Source organism: Bradyrhizobium sp. AZCC 2289 (assembly GCF_036924615.1).
Lineage (GTDB): Bacteria > Pseudomonadota > Alphaproteobacteria > Rhizobiales > Xanthobacteraceae > Bradyrhizobium.
Window position 1 is genome coordinate 7,239,251 of sequence record NZ_JAZHRY010000001.1, and the last position, 16,282, is coordinate 7,255,532.

16 protein-coding genes and 1 pseudogene are annotated in these 16,282 nt (G+C 62.3%); 2 read left to right on the forward strand and 15 right to left on the reverse strand.

Features of this window, described 5'->3' with window-relative positions; genetic code table 11:
- Nucleotides 1-40: 40 nt before the first annotated feature.
- The 7 genes from V1289_RS34350 to V1289_RS34380 form a co-directional block, all read right to left on the reverse strand.
- The gene (locus V1289_RS34350; protein WP_334402745.1) at nucleotides 41-1,174 is read right to left on the reverse strand and encodes a nickel/cobalt transporter; all 1,134 of its coding nucleotides are present in this window, start codon (nucleotides 1,172-1,174) and stop codon (nucleotides 41-43) included.
- Nucleotides 1,171-1,809 (reverse strand): DUF1007 family protein, encoded by a 639-nt coding sequence (locus V1289_RS34355; RefSeq protein ID WP_334402747.1) that lies wholly within the window; start codon nucleotides 1,807-1,809, stop codon nucleotides 1,171-1,173. Before V1289_RS34355 ends, V1289_RS34350 begins: the two co-directional genes overlap by 4 nt.
- Nucleotides 1,810-1,968: 159 nt before the next feature.
- A complete protein-coding gene (locus tag V1289_RS34360) occupies nucleotides 1,969-2,358 on the reverse strand; it encodes a hypothetical protein (RefSeq protein WP_334402749.1) in 390 nt (129 codons plus the stop codon).
- Between the two features lie 138 nt (nucleotides 2,359-2,496).
- Nucleotides 2,497-2,679 (reverse strand): hypothetical protein, encoded by a 183-nt coding sequence (locus V1289_RS34365; protein ID WP_334402751.1) that lies wholly within the window; start codon nucleotides 2,677-2,679, stop codon nucleotides 2,497-2,499.
- Between the two features lie 10 nt (nucleotides 2,680-2,689).
- Nucleotides 2,690-3,661: a CobW family GTP-binding protein gene (locus tag V1289_RS34370; RefSeq protein ID WP_334402753.1), complete on the reverse strand. Its 972-nt coding sequence runs from the start codon at nucleotides 3,659-3,661 to the stop codon at nucleotides 2,690-2,692.
- Nucleotides 3,662-4,431: 770 nt separating this feature from the next.
- Nucleotides 4,432-4,845, reverse strand: a complete 414-nt coding sequence (locus tag V1289_RS34375) for a nuclear transport factor 2 family protein (RefSeq protein WP_334402755.1) — start codon at nucleotides 4,843-4,845, stop codon at nucleotides 4,432-4,434.
- Between the two features lie 143 nt (nucleotides 4,846-4,988).
- Complete coding sequence (locus tag V1289_RS34380) at nucleotides 4,989-5,714, reverse strand: hypothetical protein (RefSeq protein ID WP_334402757.1); 726 nt, start codon at nucleotides 5,712-5,714, stop codon at nucleotides 4,989-4,991.
- Nucleotides 5,715-6,150: 436 nt separating this feature from the next.
- Here V1289_RS34380 and V1289_RS34385 point away from each other — a divergent pair, with 436 nt between their 5' ends.
- Nucleotides 6,151-6,825 carry a hypothetical protein gene (locus tag V1289_RS34385; RefSeq protein ID WP_334402759.1) on the forward strand — a complete coding sequence of 225 codons (675 nt, stop codon included), beginning with the start codon at nucleotides 6,151-6,153 and terminating at the stop codon, nucleotides 6,823-6,825.
- 204 nt (nucleotides 6,826-7,029) lie between these two features.
- On the opposite strand, the gene V1289_RS34390 is transcribed toward V1289_RS34385, so the two are convergent.
- The 5 genes and pseudogenes from V1289_RS34390 to V1289_RS34410 form a co-directional block, all read right to left on the reverse strand.
- Complete coding sequence (locus V1289_RS34390) at nucleotides 7,030-8,574, reverse strand: L,D-transpeptidase (protein WP_334402761.1); 1,545 nt, start codon at nucleotides 8,572-8,574, stop codon at nucleotides 7,030-7,032.
- Nucleotides 8,575-9,057: 483 nt separating this feature from the next.
- Nucleotides 9,058-9,342 (reverse strand): hypothetical protein, encoded by a 285-nt coding sequence (locus V1289_RS34395; protein WP_334402763.1) that lies wholly within the window; start codon nucleotides 9,340-9,342, stop codon nucleotides 9,058-9,060.
- Between the two features lie 195 nt (nucleotides 9,343-9,537).
- Nucleotides 9,538-9,756 (reverse strand): annotated as a pseudogene (locus tag V1289_RS34400) (GDCCVxC domain-containing (seleno)protein); the annotation flags it as partial.
- Nucleotides 9,757-9,760: 4 nt separating this feature from the next.
- Nucleotides 9,761-10,045: a mercury resistance system periplasmic binding protein MerP gene (merP, locus tag V1289_RS34405; RefSeq protein WP_334402765.1), complete on the reverse strand. Its 285-nt coding sequence runs from the start codon at nucleotides 10,043-10,045 to the stop codon at nucleotides 9,761-9,763.
- 14 nt (nucleotides 10,046-10,059) lie between these two features.
- Nucleotides 10,060-10,392 carry a mercuric transporter MerT family protein gene (locus tag V1289_RS34410; RefSeq protein ID WP_334407794.1) on the reverse strand — a complete coding sequence of 111 codons (333 nt, stop codon included), beginning with the start codon at nucleotides 10,390-10,392 and terminating at the stop codon, nucleotides 10,060-10,062.
- 104 nt (nucleotides 10,393-10,496) lie between these two features.
- Here V1289_RS34410 and V1289_RS34415 point away from each other — a divergent pair, with 104 nt between their 5' ends.
- The gene (locus tag V1289_RS34415; RefSeq protein ID WP_334402766.1) at nucleotides 10,497-10,931 is read left to right on the forward strand and encodes a MerR family transcriptional regulator; all 435 of its coding nucleotides are present in this window, start codon (nucleotides 10,497-10,499) and stop codon (nucleotides 10,929-10,931) included.
- A gap of 305 nt (nucleotides 10,932-11,236) precedes the next feature.
- Here V1289_RS34415 and smc read toward each other — a convergent pair whose 3' ends face one another.
- The 3 genes from smc to V1289_RS34430 all read right to left on the reverse strand — a co-directional run bounded on the left by smc (nucleotide 11,237) and on the right by V1289_RS34430 (nucleotide 16,252).
- Entirely contained in the window at nucleotides 11,237-14,701 is a 3,465-nt protein-coding gene (gene smc / locus V1289_RS34420; RefSeq protein ID WP_334402767.1) for a chromosome segregation protein SMC, read from the reverse strand.
- A gap of 217 nt (nucleotides 14,702-14,918) precedes the next feature.
- Nucleotides 14,919-15,572, reverse strand: coding sequence for a DsbA family protein (locus V1289_RS34425; RefSeq protein WP_334402769.1), 654 nt, complete (start codon nucleotides 15,570-15,572; stop codon nucleotides 14,919-14,921).
- 23 nt (nucleotides 15,573-15,595) lie between these two features.
- Nucleotides 15,596-16,252: a DsbA family protein gene (locus V1289_RS34430; RefSeq protein WP_074279737.1), complete on the reverse strand. Its 657-nt coding sequence runs from the start codon at nucleotides 16,250-16,252 to the stop codon at nucleotides 15,596-15,598.
- Between the last annotated feature and the right edge of the window lie 30 nt (nucleotides 16,253-16,282).

Here is a 16,282-nt window from a genome sequence, read left to right on the forward strand (position 1 = left end):
AGCTCCCAGGGCAGGTCCGATTTGGACAATGGCATCAAGCCTACCCGGTGAACATCCAGAGTTGCTCGCTGGCGATGTAACCCGCCAGCAGCAGGATACCAAACGCCACGATAAGCGCTGCGGAGCCGACCTCGATCGCTCGCATCGTGAGTATTCCGAGCCCCGCGCGCGTTCGGGCGATGCGACTTGCGAGTCCGCGCGCGCTGACCGCGACGGTTGCGATTGCCGCGACCGTCACAGCCGTGCCCAATCCCATGATCAGCGTCGCACCAACTCCGGTCCAGAACAGGTCCTGGGCCAGCGCGAAGATCAGGACGATGACCGCGCCGGAGCAGGGCCGCAATCCGACCGCGACCACTGCGGCCAGCCCCCGCCGCCAGCCGCCGGCGCCGGCGAGCATGGCCGGCTCAGGCCCATGGGCGTGGCCCCAGGCCGATTCATGGTGGTCATGATCGTCACGGCAATGGAAGCCGTGCGCGTGAGCTGTGCATCCGTCGATCTGGCATTGCCCGCCACGCATGGCCATCGCGCCGAACCGCCGGTCCGGCAACTGAAAGGTTTTCGCACTCAAAGTTGCAGCACCTGGAGCCGAAGCAAAAGCGAGGTCGGGCGGCTTGCGCCAGGTTAGTTCGCGGCAAGCGATCAGGAAGCCGCGGCCTTTGACATAGAGAAGCCGCAGGCCGATCAGAATGACGAGAGCATAGCTTATGATCTCGACGAGATGGACGGTCACTCCGATCGCCTTGGCGGTTGCGCCAAGCAGAACCGCGGCGATGGCCACGACGATAATAGCAACGACGGATTGGATGCCCGCGGACGCAAATGACAGCACCACGCCACGGCGCCAGGTCTCTTCATTGGCGACGACGTAGGACGAGATCACGGCTTTGCCATGCCCCGGTCCGACGGCGTGGAAAATGCCGTAGACAAAGGAGATGCCGAACAATTCCCACATTGCGGCCCCATCCTCTTTGCTCGCCCGGATGAAGCCCGACAGCGAACGGTAGAAGGCGGCCTGTTCGGCAAAAATCCAGCCTGTGAGCCCCGATGCGGACATACCGACTGCGGGATGGGGCGCGCCAAACGGCGCGCTCCAGGCCGACACGATACCGATCGTGCAGGCGATGAGGATCGCCGCCAGGGCGGTCAAGGCGGCAGCACGCGATCTGGTCATGGGCATTTCACCAGGATCTTGTTGGCGAAGATTTCTCCATAGGTGCTGGAGGGATCGAGCGGCACGGCGTCGAGCTGGCTGAGCCGCGCCTGCTCGGCCGGCGTCGGCTGGTGCGGCAGATCGTAGGTCAGGAGACATTGCGGCGCGCCGCTCAGGGAGACCGGCTTGTCCTTGGCGAATTCGAAATCCACGAAGATCGAGGGGTCGTAGATCTGGATCTGCATGGACTTGGCAGCGGCGGCGGATTTCAACGGCAGGGTGAAATGCAAGGTGAGGGCGGCGTTCTTGTATTCGAGCCAATAGTCGACCGCGTCCGCGAATTTCAGCTTCTTGCCGTCGGCGCGCGCATAGGTGAAGTAGTCATACTCCTTCAGTGATTCCACGTTGGTCTGGGCGAGCGGGGCCAGTTCCTCCCGGGTGTACTGGCCCTTTTTGGCGTGGGAGATGCCTTGCAGCGCATAGGCTGAAAACATGTCGTCGAAAGTCCAGGCGTGGCGGACGCCCCTCATGGTGCCATCGGCGGCGTAGAGCACTTCGCTGTGGAACGTGACCCAGACATGGGGATGCGCCTCCGCGCGGTTCATAAATAACCACAGCAAGAGGGTCGCGCAGGACAAATACGTCGGTTTCATCATGATTTGCGCGCCGAATCGGGAGATGTGAGCACCCACAAGAAGCGGGGACGGTGGTTTTGAAAGCGCTCGGAGCGTGATAGCGCACCAGGTGACGCATGCGTCTTGTGTCGAGCTACGCAAGACATGTCCTGCGGCAAGCAGGGAAGTGGCGGTAAGGCGTCAGGCGGCCGGGGGCGCCCGTGACAGGAATGCCGCGTGACGCGGTTGAAACACCCGATCGGAAACTGGATTGAACGCAAGGTCAATCTCGGGGAATTGTAGCGAACGCGGATGTGCCGGTGCATCCGGCAGCGAAGAGTTCGACAGCAGGAAGCCCGAGAAGCAGATCGGGCAGTGATCATCGTCATCGGCCAGCCGTGCCGGAAGCTGCTCCGCGACTTGCAGTCCTGGTCGACCGTGCGCGACGCTCACGACATCGGTGCGGTCGAACCCTGAAAAGACGAGATCATGCTTGTGGACATGCGCGAATGACAGCGCGAGCTGCAGCGTCAGCGCCGCCAGCGCGAGATAGGCTCCGCATCTCCGGGCGAAGGCCCGTGCCAACATCATTTTCGCGCCTGCCAAGGAGCCGTTCCCCTTCTGACGTCTGAAGCCCCGACACTACCGCCACCAGCCGAACGCGCGCAATGGCCGCCTTGCATTAGCGATCACCCTGCAATGGACAAGGAAAATATGGCGATCGAGGGGCTACGAGCGCCCCGTCATCCGGACGTTTCCGTTCGAGGGAGCGGGCTCCTTCAGCCTGGTTGCGTCATCCTTGCCGGGTCGATCGGTCGGAGGAAAGATGCTGTCATATATCGCGCGCGCTTCTCGAATTAAGCGAATCCGCTCGAGCTCCGATTTCGGAACAAATCCTGCGATCTCGCCCATCTCAGTTCCCTCAGGCACAGCAAGCCTCAAACCCCTGCCTTAGCAGGTCCTTTGGCAGGTCGCGCCCGATGAAGACAAGCCGTGTCTGGCGCGCCTCGTGCTGCTTCCAGGGACGCTGACTTCCGCCCTCAATGAGCATGTGGACGCTCTGAACGACAAACTGCCGATCGTCATCCTCTATGGATGCGATGCCCTTCATGCGCAGGATGTCCGTCCCGTGGCGTTGGGTGACATCTTGAATCCATGACACGAACCTGTTGGGTTTCATCGGTCGATCCGCGACCAGGGACAGGCTACCGATGCTGTCGTCGTGTTCGTGGTCGTGTTCTTCCGCGAGAAATCCCGGCTCGACTTCGAGGATGCGCTCGAGATTAAAGGCATCTCGCCCCAATACCTTGGCGAGCTCGATACCACAGCGCTCCGTTCTGTGAATCGTCGCATATGGATTGATGTTTCGGATACGACGTTCGATCGTTGCGAGGCTGCCCTCATCGACAAGATCGACCTTGTTGACGAGAACGACGTCGGCGAACGCGATTTGTTCCTGCGCTTCCGGGGCCCGGTTGATCTGTTCGAGGAGATGCTTGGCATCCGTGACGGTGATGATGGCGTCGAGCTTCGTCTTGCGACGGACGTCCTCATCGACAAAGAACGTCTGCGCCACCGGCGCGGGATCTGCGAGTCCGGTAGTCTCTACGACAATGCCGTCGAAACCGCGGCTGCGCTGCATCAGCCCCGCGATGATGCGAATAAGGTCGCCGCGAACCGTGCAGCAGATGCAGCCGTTGTTCATCTCGAACACCTCTTCGTCCGCGTCGACGATGAGATCGTTGTCGATACCGATTTCTCCGAATTCGTTCACGATCACCGCAAACCGCTTGCCATGCGTCTCGGAGAGAATGCGGTTTAGCAACGTCGTCTTCCCAGACCCGAGATAACCGGTCAGAACCGTGACGGGAATCTGTGTCGCAGCATCGGGCATGGCATTTATTTCCTTCGCAGTTCGCGGGTAGCGGCGCTTTTGCGCCATAGCGTTGGGACCGCCCATCCGCGGATGGCTGGCTTCGTGTCGCTATCGAGCAGGTAATGCAGCGGCTCCACTCTGCGCGACCTAGATAGCGGCGCAGAACCGGTCGAGATCTCCCCAGGGTGACGCGCGCCGTTAGGCCGCCGCGACGTGGTCGGGCATTTTGTCGGCCCACAATCCGTAGACCGCCTTAGCAACGTGATGCGAAATACCATCGGCCAGCTCGCTGCAACCCTCTTGTAATGTTATAACATTACATATAGTCCGGAGAGATGCAAGGAAAGAAGCGGGACCGCTTTCCAACAGCCTGCCTCATATTTCCACCACTACAGGGATCTGCCGCCAAGCGACGCGCGCGAGGTCGCGGACAGGCTGTGGCGTGAGCATCATCGCGCAAATCTCCGAGAGAACATTCTGCCTACCCGCATGCGCGCCGATGTCGTGCTCCGCAAGCGTTCCGATCACTCGGTTGGTGAGGTCTGGTTGCGAGAGACATAGGCGGCAGAGTCCGCCGCGTCGGCCGAGCGAAAAAGCTGGTCCGAATGTCCGGAGTCCCAAACCGGACATGCCGGAGAGATGTCAAACTCGACGCGAATGACCCGATGCAGACCTATGCAAGTTCTGCTGACGTGGGCTGCTCGGCGTAAAGCTGCTTCAGTGCAGAAGAGGCCAACGCGCCAAGGCGGGTGCCCGTTAGTCAAGTAGGTCCTATGCCGTTCCGCACATTATGTGGGCGGCGAGTCGAGGTAGACATAAAGAGCCGCGATCTTGCCGTCCCGTGCGATGATGAAATCCACACCGGTGTACTGGGGCGTTTCGCCTTTCGGCCCCGAGCCCCACGCCAGGCGTCCCGAATTGTGCAGAACCTGGGGCGCGCCATGAGGCGTATAAACGAAATGAGGATGCGTCGCTCGGAGATCGCCAGCGAACTTGTCCAGTGCGTCGTGACCGACGAACGTGCCGGGCGGCGCGTATAGCACACAGTCTTCAGTGTAAAGTTCCTGAATTGCGGTCCTTCGGCGAGCCGAATCACCTTCACCGAAAACTTCCGGAAGATTGCGGTTGAGTAGCGTCTGGATGCCACTCACATCTGCGCCCGCGGACGGCGGGACGCTGGTCTTGCTGGCATGCTGGTTCATCAGAGGACTCCTTGTCTGCGCCATGATGATGTGGTCGTGGGAGCGACCCGCGAAACGGCGAGAGTGGAAACTCATCGTTTCCGGTTTGTTGGTGTATGAGTCGATGGCTTGCCTCACCTCGACGGCCCACACGCCAGTCCATCTCACTTTGGTTGAGGATATGTGACGGCTTTCGCGTTGTTGTCCACGAAGTCGGGAGGCACCGAAAATGCCCCGGTTTTCAGATCGTAGACGCAGTGCCAGTCTTCGATCCATGGGGCCGTTTTGTCGTCTTCACCCTGCATGTCGAACGACAGGCTGATCACGACATAGCGGCTGTCGGGCCAATGCTGCCCCATCCAGGCGTAGTTTTCTTCCATCCCCCTGACCAGTGCGACAAATGCGTGATCGAGCCCATACGGGTTCTCGGGGTCCCGATGCATCCCCTTTGAAGTCGGCGTGGTGAAGAAATAATCCCAGGCCAGATCACCAAGGGGTTTTTTGGTCGCCGGTGAGAATTGATATCCGTTCCTGCGATACAGAAACAGCGTCTGAGAGCCGGATCCCAGTTTTTGCATTCGCACTAGCCACTGGCTGTCCGGGCTAAATCGAAATCCAGCCGCATAGGCCGGCAAGTCATCGCCCTTGCCAGGGTTCAACAGGAGAGCATGCCGATGATCCCTGTCGAAGGTCCAGAATTGGTAGGACAGGTCCCCGTCCTTGTTCTCCCGGGCATATTGCTCGAGCCGCACCTTCTTGTCGGGGGATATGAAGGTGCCCTCGGGGTCCAGCTTGTAGCTGGCTCTTGGCCCATCGGCGCTGGCGGGCGCCGCTGTTGCGAGGGCAAGCCATAGCGCAATCCCGGTTTTTCGTAGTCTGTGGTCAAACATCGCTTGATACCTGGTTCACGGTTAGTCACCGATTGGGTGCTGGAGGTTCGACCACATGATGCGACAACACTAAAAGCCTGCGGGCAAAGCTGCCGACGCGACCTCGCCTTGGCGGATGCCTGCGCGGCACGCGGACATCAGGCCGTTCTTGGCGGCGCGGAGCGCCAGTCTGCTGATGTCCGTTGATCGGGGTGGACCCGACGTGGCCGACCGATCGCCAAAACGATGCGATTGACCCATAGCGGTCATTTCGACTTTTGATTGTTGCGTGTTAGAGATGCCGCGCGGTTTGGTAGACTCGCAATTTACTCGGCCCTTGTGGAGCGCTCCCCCTTGGATGCTGACGTTCAGGAAAGGGGCTGATCGTGCACCGCTATTGCGATGACATCGTCTCTCGAATTGATCAGGAGCTTCTCAATGACGCGAGACGGGTTGGATGAAACGGGCCGGAATAGTAGCGTTCTTGGCGGGGCTGGCGTTCGTCCTGTATTTGTGTACGCAACCCGCATACACGCATCGCTTCCGACTTACGATCGAGGTTGAGACTCCCGACGGGATCAAGACAGGTTCCAGCGTGATCGAAACGAGTGCGTGGGAGAGCGGCAATTGGGGGCCTATAGAAGCAAGAGGCATTCGTTCGGATTTTAGAGGGCGCGCCGTATTTGTTGATCTCGGCCACGATCGAAACTTGATTGCTCTCTTGGGGTTCGGTGCCATAGGCGCAGACCAATACAAGCTATTCAGGATAACGACGGCCGCGCTAGCGCCGGATAAGAAGTTCGACGATTGGAAGGAAGAGTTTCGGTTGATGGGGCGCGGTGTTCTTCCGAACGACTATATCCCTGCCCTTGCCACCTTTAAGAATCTGAACGACCCGACATCGGCGACTCGTGTCGAGCCCTCTGATATGGCCAACATTTTCGGCCCAGGGTTCGTTTTTCGGCAAGTGCTCTTGGAAACAACAAACGAGTCAGTCTCTCGAGATATCGAGCAGATATTGCCGTGGTGGCGATCGCCCGGCCGACCAGCTGAAGTGGCTTATCGCGCGTGGAGAAAAGGCTCGATGGTCGGCTCCACCCTTACGCCCGAAGAGCTTTTCCAAAAGGAGTAAGTTATACCCTTGCCGATGACCCACTTTTCGCCCCCATCCTGACGATGAACCGAGGCAGCGATGCGGGCGCGAATGTCTGTTTCTGGCACCTTTCGGACATTGCCGACCTCAACGACGATGTCCGGTCATCAGCGTAATTCGCCAGCATCGAGGTCCGAAAATGTCCGTGAGCGACCATGCGGCCGACGCGCGACGTGCAGCGTCTTACCACAAGCCCTGTTGCCCCTGACGATAGTACTGGCCGCCACGCGGGCGCGTATTGCCAGGTTGGGGGTTCCAATCGCGCTGGAAATTGAAGAAGCCGAAGCCGAAGCCGTTGTCGCCCCCGACGTCGCCGCTCGCAACGAATTCATCGGACGTAGGCCGGCGCGTCACGAAGCCGCCCTGCGGCTGGTTGTTCAGCACCGCGACGAACTCGGTGCGATAGTTGGTCTCGCGGCTCAGCGGCTCGTCCGAGATGACGATCGAGGACCGTGGCAATGCGGTCGGCGCGATGCGATCGAGCACATCCTGCGGGATGGTGATGCGGTCGAGCGCGTCCCTGGCGTTGTCCCCGTTGTCGATCGTGACCGCGGTCCAGCGCAGGCCCGTGTCGCTGCGCGCCACCGCCGTGAACACATGCGTGCCGATCGGCTTTTCGGGATTGCGGATCGTGACCGGAACCTCGATGGTCGCGTCGAACACCTCGCCGCCGTCCGGCCACTGCTTATGCGTGTTGCGCCGCACGTAAAGCTTCTGCGTCGCGCGGCTGATGAAGATCGACGCCGGCTCAAGCGCGAGCTTCGCCTCGCTTGCCGCTTTGGCGGTGTCGGCCTTCCTCGTCTGGGCCGCCTTGGCCGCTTCCTTTGCGGCGGCGGCTGCGTCGGGCTTCGATTTCGCGTCGGCCCTGGCGGTGTCGAGCTGGGTCCCCAGGTCCGCGGCCTTGGCGGCGGCCTTTTGCTTGAGGTCCTCGGCCCGCGCCCTGGCCTCGTCCGTCCTGGCGGCGGCGAGCGCCTTGCCGGCGTAGGCGAGCTCGGCGTCGGCGCGGGTCTTCTGTCCCTCCAACTTGCGCAGCGACACCGTCAGCAAAGCCGTCTCGCGCGCCGCAGACGCTGCGGCTTTCTTCGCCTCGTCGGCCGTCCTGGCAGCCTCGGCCGCTTCGCGGGTGAGCGCCTCGGCCCTGGCCGGCGCGGCCGCGATGGCCTCCGCCTTCGGCACCAACAGCGCCGGATGGGAGAACTCGACCGGCTCGGCGTCACCAGGCGAGATGATCACGCGCATCCCGATCCACGTCTTTTCGAACAGCTTCTCGGCAAAGCCATAGGGCATCCGGACGCAGCCGTGCGAGGCCGCATATCCGGGCAGCGGCCCGCCGTGCAGCGCGATGCCGTTCCAGGTGATGCGCTGCATGTTCGGCATCCAGGCATCGTCATAGAGGCTCGAGTGGTGGTCCTTGTCCTTCTCGAGGAGGGCGAAGACGCCGGCCGGCGTCTCGCGTCCCGTGGTGCCGGTCGACACCGGCGCGCGCAGGATCCAGCCGTCGGCGTCGTAGAAAGTGACCTGCTGGCTCTTGATCGACACGATCGCCATGATCGGCTCGCCGGCCTCGCGCGGCGCCATCTCCTCGGTGGGCGCGGGGCGCGCCGGTCTCGCTGCGGCGCCGGCGGTCAGCGCCGTCAGTGCGGCCATCGCCGCGAGCGTCACAATGGCGAGGGGACCCCAGCGCCGCATCGCCACGGTGGATCGCGCCGTCGTAGATCGATTTACCATGCCATGCCCCGGTTGAAATGCCTGTCCGCGCTTGCGTCGATCAAGTGTCAGATCGCGATTTTGGATCAGCTAACCGCCGCCACCATCCACGCCGCCAATTCGCTCCTGGGGACTATCGGCACGTTCCAGTGCTATTCTCATATACGACAGCCCGCGCGGGAGGAAGTGTGGCTTGCGGTTGACATTGGCGCGAAGCTGCCAAACGGGAGTTCCGCAATCCGGTCGCTACCGGGTGAAGACCGGACATGGCCCGAAAGTCTGTTTCGGTAGCGTCGGACCCTTACCGGAAGTCGGGTCTTTGAAGCCATTTGCTTCAGGCATCCCCGTCAGGCTCTGATCCCATGGCGGGCTGGAAAGCACCGGACCATAGTGGTCGAGTTGAACTCTGTAGGCTGCGCTTCCGCAGCAATCACTCGAAAGGCCGTGCCAGTGTTGTTCGCTCTTCACATTTTCCGGGAAGGCGGTGATCAGTACAACGGACGATCAACCGCAAACCTCGACGCGGCGGTATACCCAGCCGAAGCCGTCCCAGTAGCGTTCGCGAACGAACCGGCACACGGGCTCTTCGACGTATACCGGCGCCGGCGCATAGTAGACCGGCGGCGGAGCAGGGCGTGACGCCAGAGCCCCACCGAGCAATGCCCCGCCGATAAGTCCGCCTACGACGCCAGCGGCGATTTGACCGTTCTCTGCCGTCGCCGGTCCTGGCGACAAAAAGGTCGCTGCGGCTACTGCCACAACTCCGACAACTGAAGCGATATTGCGCATAATATGCCCCTTCAAACCGAGAAATCCTCGTTTGTCGACTTTTACCGATCATACATCTCGCGATTAACGTTTTCTTAATTCTGCGGGACGGCACAAATTTTTTGTACCGAGACCTTTCTACTTCGATCCTGTTACGTTGGCACCGCCAGATGCGGTTATCCTCCGCAACCCATTGCCGCTCGTGGCCGAATAGGAACAACACCCCGCGGCGCTCGGCTCGCCGGCTCGCTGGGGCTGAATCGGTGGGCACGGCACCGTTCCGTAGGAACAGAACACACAACAATCGCCCGTTTTGGGCTTTAGCTTGGTGCCGCAGCCGGTGCATTCATAGAAGAACTGGCATGCATCGGTCGGCATGGTCTCCGTTTTCGGAAGACCGCAGTGCGGACAGGTGATGGTTGACTGGAGAAGCATCGGATCAGCTCTTCGGCGAGGACGGATAACCCGCTTTGGTAGTTGCCGTCGTCAGTTGGTTCACGGCAGCTTTGGCGTCGTCATAGATGACGGTCGCCGTCTTGTCCTTGAAAGACACTGCAACCTTGGCAACGCCGGGAACGGCTTCTAAGCTGCCTTTGACGATGGACGGGCAGGCCGCGCAATCCATATTCTTCACCGCCAAGGTGATCGTTCTATCCCCGGCCATCACTGATGACGAGGCAATCATGCCGACGGCCAAAGCTGCGTAGGCGAGAGGCTTGTTCATCGGGAAATCTCCAGTCATGAGTTGAGAAAGAGCGGTGCGATGAAGTTGAGGCCGAGCGCGGCGACGACGAGGATCGTTGCGAGGATGAGGCTTGCTTTGACGATCCGGTGCGGCAGGGGACGCGCGCACGCCTCGCCATCGGTACAGCCTCGCGTTGATGATCGGTAGACCAGCCAATAGCCGTATCCGAGGAACGCGAGCGTCGCAGTGATGAAAAGGGGTTGATAGGGGGCAAGTCGGGTGAAATTGCCGATCCATGCTCCGCTGACCCCAAGGCCGAACAGGACTAAGGGAAAGATGCAGCAAGACGATGCCGCAAGCGCGCCAAGGAGACCGCCTGCCGCCATCAAGGTTTGCCGACGCCGGTTGTCGGCAAAGTGATCAGCCCGATTGATTGTCATACGCTAAGCCATGCATCCTGTAGCGACTACAGGATCAAGGGACAATTTCCATGGGCGCCATCACGTCCCCGCGAGCCGAAAACATCTCAATCGGTGAACTCTCCAAGCAGACTGGCGTGAACATTGAAACCATCCGCTATTACGAGCGCATCAAGATGATGCCGGCGCCGCCCCGAACGGCGAGCGGTCGGCGGCTCTACGGGCCGGCCGAAAGAAGAACATTGGCCTTCATCCGGCGCTCCCGCGACCTCGGGTTCACTCTTGAGGAGATTCGCGCCTTGTTGGCTCTTGGAGGGCCAGAACGCGCCTCATGTGCCGACGTGCATAAGATTGCGAACGCGCATCTGGCGAATGTTCGCAGTAAACTCTCAGACCTCGCCAAGCTCGAGGCCATTCTGGCGGAAACGGTTGCCCGATGTTCCGACGGCGCTGTCCCCGACTGCCCGGTGCTCGATATTCTGGATGCTGGCCGACCGAGCGAGTAGGCCGCAAAGTTGAGGCATGGATCCGATGTTGGGCACTTTTCGGACCTCGCGAGCCAGGGAAACGATGTCCGTTTGTGGCCCTGAAGCGGATGTCAGTTGTGTCACGCCGGCATCATTTCAAAATTCGCCTACGTAACAAAAGTCCATTTCGATTCAATGATAGCACCTGGGGCGGGTTAGCCCATCTGGGCCGCGCAAGGCGCGGGCCCCGATGACAGGCTCCGGCGCAACTTACCATCCCAGTGTGGCAATGGCCGCGCGCCGCTTTCGCGGATGATGACGTCAACGGGACAGGGCGAGAAAGACTACGCCACGTTCTGATCGAGGATCTTCACCGCGTCATCGAGGCCGACCGAGACCAGTTGCGAGACGCCGCGCTCGGCCATGGTGACGCCGTACAACCGGTTCATCCGCGCCATCGTGATCGGATTGTGGGTGATGATGATGAAGCGCGTATCGGTCGACGAAGTCATCTCGTGCAGCAGATTGCAGAACCGCTCGACGTTGTGGTCGTCCAGCGGCGCGTCGACTTCGTCCAGCACGCAGATCGGCGAGGGGTTGGTGAGGAACACCGCAAAGATCAGCGCCAGCGCGGTCAGCGCCTGCTCGCCGCCCGAGAGCAGCGACAGCGTCTGCGGCTTCTTGCCGGGCGGCTTGGCGATGATCTCGAGGCCGGCTTCCAGCGGATCGTCGCTCTCGATCAGATGAAGCGCTGCTTCGCCGCCGCCGAACAGTTCCGTGAACAGCCGCTTGAAGTGCTCGTTGACGGTCTCGAACGAGGTCAACAGCCGCTCGCGCGCCTCGCGGTTGAGGCTCTGGATGCCCTGGCGCAGCCGCTTAATGGCTTCCACCAAATCGTCGCGTTCCGTGGTCAGCGCGGTATGCTGGGTCTCGACCTCGCGCAGCTCTTCCTCGGCGCGCAGGTTGACGGCGCCGAGCCGCTCGCGGTCGCGGCGCAGCTTTTCGAGGTTTTCCTCGATCTCGGCGAGCGGCGGCAGTTCCGCGCCCGGTTCGATCTCGGCCAGCGCGGCGACAGTGTGCGGTTCCACCTCCAGCATGTCGTGGATTTCGCGCTCGATATCGGCGAGGCGGCGTTTTGTTCCCTCCATGCGCTCTTCGGCACGGGCGCAGGCTTCGCGCGCGCTGGAGAGCGCTTCAAGCGAGATTTTCGCAGAGCGGTCGGTCTCCGCCATTACGCTTTCGGCGGCGGCCAGTGCATCGGCGGCGACGCGGCGGGCGCTTTCGGCGGTTTCGATCTCGTTGATCAGGGCGCGGCGCTTTTGCGCGAACAGGGCCGGCGCATCCTCAAGCTCGGCCCTCTCGGCCGTGACCTCAGTGACGCGGGCCTCGATGGTGGCGACCTGCGAGGCCGCGCTCTGCTTGCGGTTCTGCCATTCGGTGCGCTCGGCGAGGATCGCCTGCACGCGGCGGTCGGCGAGTTCGGCCTCGCGCGCCAGCGCCTGCGCCTCGGCACGCACTTGTGCGGCGAGGCGGCGATGGCCCTCGATGTCGCTGCGGACGGCGGCCAATCTGGTCTCGGTATCGGCGCTCGGCGGCAGCTCCGCGATTGCTGCGGTGGCGTTCTCATGCGCGGCCTCGGCTTCGCTGCGATCGGCGGCAAGGCGGCTGTGGGCTTCGGTCAGCGCCGATTTGCGCGCGGCGTGGCGATTGATCTCGCGCTCGGTCGCGGCATGACGCTCGCGCGCGGCGTCGGCTTCGCGCTGGGCGGCGCGCCACGCCTCGCGGGCGGCGGATTCGGCGGACGACGCAACCCTCAGTTCGGCTTCGGCGGTTTCCAGTGCCTGACGCTTAGTGGTGGCGTCGGTGCGGGCCTGCTCGAGTTCGTGCTCGATATCGACCAGCCGTGCGCGTTCGGCCAGACGCCGCGCCGCACCGGTCGGTGCGTGGGCGGCGGTGACAAAGCCGTCCCAGCGCCAGACATCGCCTTCCAGCGACACCAGCCGCTGGCCGGTCTTGAGCTGCGAAACCAGTTCCGCGCCGCGATCCTTGGTGACGACACCGATCTGCGCCAGACGGCGCGCCAGTTCGGTCGGCGCCTGGACGTGGTTGGCGAGGCATTCGACGCCTTCCGGCAACGACGGATCCTCGCCATGTTCCCCGGCATTGGTCCAGCGCATCGGGGCGGAAGGATCGACCGGCGCGTCGAGATCGTCGCCGAGTGCGGCGCCGATCGCCTTTTCGTAGCCCTTGGCGACGGTGATGCCGTCGATGATCGGCGGCCACAGGTTCTTGGTTTCGCCATTGACGATCTTGGAAATCGTGCGCGCTTCGGTCTCCAGCCGCTGCACGCGCTTGTCAGCCTCGGCGAGGGGGCTGCGCGAAGCTTCCAGCCGCGAGCGCGCGGCGACGTGGCCGGCTTCGCTCTCCTGTGCCATGGCTTCCGACTGCGCCAGATGCTCCTGCGCGGTTTCCATGGCGCCTGCGAGTGCATCGAGGTCGCCGAGATTGCCGGTTTCGTCGCTAAGCTTCTGCTCGTCGGCCTGGACGTTGGCGAGTTCCTGATCGAGCCGCGCCAGCCGGTCGCGATGGGTGCGCACGCCCGCCTCGAGCTGGTTGCGCCTGGCGGTGAGGTCGGCGAGCGCGGTCGTCAATTCGCCGAACATGCGCTCGGCGGCGGCCAGCGTCGCCTCGGCCTCGGACACCCGTTCATCGACGCCGCTGCGCTTTTCGACGCGCGACTTGATCTCTTCCTTCAGCTCGGAATCTTCGGTGTCGAGCCGCTGCAGGGCTATTTCGGCATCCGAGGTCTGTTGCTGTTCGCGGGCGATGTCGGCCGAAAACTGCGTCAGCCGCCGGTCGAGCTCGGCGACGCGCTCCTTGGCGCGCTCTTCCTCGCGGTCGAGCAGCTCGCGGGCATTGGTGAGCCGCTGCAGCCCCGCCGCGGCGCGCGCCTCGCCCTCGCGCAGCGCCGGCAGTTCGGACGCGCGGATCGCCTGGATGCGGGCCGCTTCGGCCTGCTCGCGGGTCCGCTCGGCCATCTCGCGCACATTGAGGTCGTGGGTGCGGGCGGCTTCCGCGACGTCGGCATTGGCCTCGATCCAGCGCAGGTGGAACAGCGTGGCCTCGGCCTTGCGCACCTTGGCGGCGACTTCGCGGAAGCGGATCGCCTGCCGCGCCTGCTTCTTCAACCCGTCCACCTGGCCTGCGAGCTGACCGATCACGTCCTCGACGCGGGTGAGGTTGGTCTCGGCCGCCTTGAGGCGGAGTTCAGCCTCGTGGCGGCGGGCGTGCAGTCCGGCGACGCCGGCGGCGTCCTCCAGCACCCGGCGGCGCTGTTCGGGTTTGGCTTGAATGATTTCGCCGATCTTGCCCTGGTGGACCAGCGCCGGCGAACGTGCGCCGGTGGCCGCGTCCGCGAACAGGATCTGGACGTCACGGGCGCGTACGTCACGGCCGTTGATGCGATAGACCGAGCCTGCCTCGCGTTCGATCCGGCGCGAGATTTCCAGAATCTCGCGGTCGTTCACCGCCGCCGGCGCCGAGCGATCGGCATTGTCGATCGTCATCACCACTTCGGCGTGGTTGCGCGCCGGACGGTTGCCGGAACCGGCGAAGATCACCGCATCCATGTCGGCGGCGCGCAGCGATTTGTGCGAGGTCTCGCCCATCGCCCAGCGCAGCGCCTCGACCAGATTCGATTTACCGCAGCCGTTCGGCCCGACCACACCGGTCAAGCCCGGTTCGATCATGAAATCGGTGGGCTCGACGAACGACTTGAAACCGTGAAGGCGAAGGCGCGTGAGTTTCATGAACACAGGTCTCTGTTGGCAGGACGCGAATCTCCCTGCCGTGACAATACCATAGAAGGCAATGTCGGTGTGTGGACGAGTCGCTCGATGCGGCTCTTATGGCTGGGGACAATGGCGAGGCTGGGGCCGAAGGGCAACCAGCGGGAAGGGCTTTTCCCAAGGGTTTTATTGTGGGTTTTGCGGGGCTTAGGGCACCGTAGAAATGCGGCCCCGCGAATCAGGTTTTCAACAGCGATTTTATCCGCTGGTCGAACTCTTCGAAGCTGGTTTCACCGACGATCACCTGACCATTGACGAAAAAGGTCGGCGTGCCATCGACTTTCAGCACATCCTCGGCGTATTTCTGGACGGCGGCGATCTTGTCCTGCATCGCCTGGTCCTTCAGGCAATCCTCGACCGCCTGAACGCTGAGCCCGGCCTGCCGCCCGATCAGCTTCAGCGTGTCGCCGGTCTTTTCGACCAGCTGGTCCTGCTGCCGGAACATGATGTCGACGACGGCGAAGTATTTTGCGGCATCGTCAATGGCGATATTGCGCGCCAGCATCTCACACGCCAGGTCCTTGATGTTCAGCGGGAAATTGCGGAACACGTAACGTATCTTGCCGGTGTCGATATAGGCCGACTTGATCTTCGGAAACACGTCCTTGTTGAACTTGGCGCAATGCGGGCAGGTCGGCGCCCCATATTCGACGATCGCGACCTTTGCATCGGCGGGGCCGAGCGCCATGTCCGGCAGCGATTGCGGCCTGGTGACGTCGTCCGCGCTGGCCGCCATCGCTTCCGCGATCAGGCGCAGTGGCGACAGACCCGCGAGCACGGCAAGCCCGGTCAGCGACAAAGCGGTGGTGAAGGCGCGGCGGGTGACGAGCAACGGCCTGCTCCTTAAGTGATCGATCAGCTCTTCAAGAGCGCCTTGATCTTCTTGTCGAACTCCTCGAACGAGGTCTCGCCCTTGACCATCTCGCCATTGATGAAGAAGGTCGGCGTCGAATTGACCTTCAGCACCTCATTGGCGAACTTCTGATCGGCGGCGATCTTGTCGAGCAGCGCCTGATCCTTCAGGCAATCTTCCACCGCCTGCTGGGTGAGGCCGGCCTGCTTGCCGATCCGCGTCAGCGTCTCCGTGGTGTTCTTCACAACCCATTCGCTCTGCTGCTTGAACAGCAGGTCGATGACGGCGAAATATTTCGGCGCGTCGTCCTTGGCGATGCAGCGCGCCAGCATCGAACCGGCCGCCGCCTTGATGTCGAGCGGGAATTCGCGGAACACGTAGCGGATTTTGCCGCTGTCGATATATTCCGACTTGATCTTCGGAAAAACCGTCTCGTTGAAATTCGCGCAATGCGGGCAGGTCATCGAGGCGTATTCGGTGATGGTCACCGTGGCGTTGGCCGGGCCAAGGCCCATGTCCGGCAGCGATTGCGGCTTGGCGACGTCGGCGGCGCTTTGCGCCATCGCTTGCGTGATCAGCCGCAACGGCGAGAACCCGGCGAGAGCGGCAAGCCCGGTCAGCGACAGGGCGGCGGTGAAGGCGCGGCGGGTGATGATCAAGGTCTGCTCCCGGGAATTGGCGCGTTCACG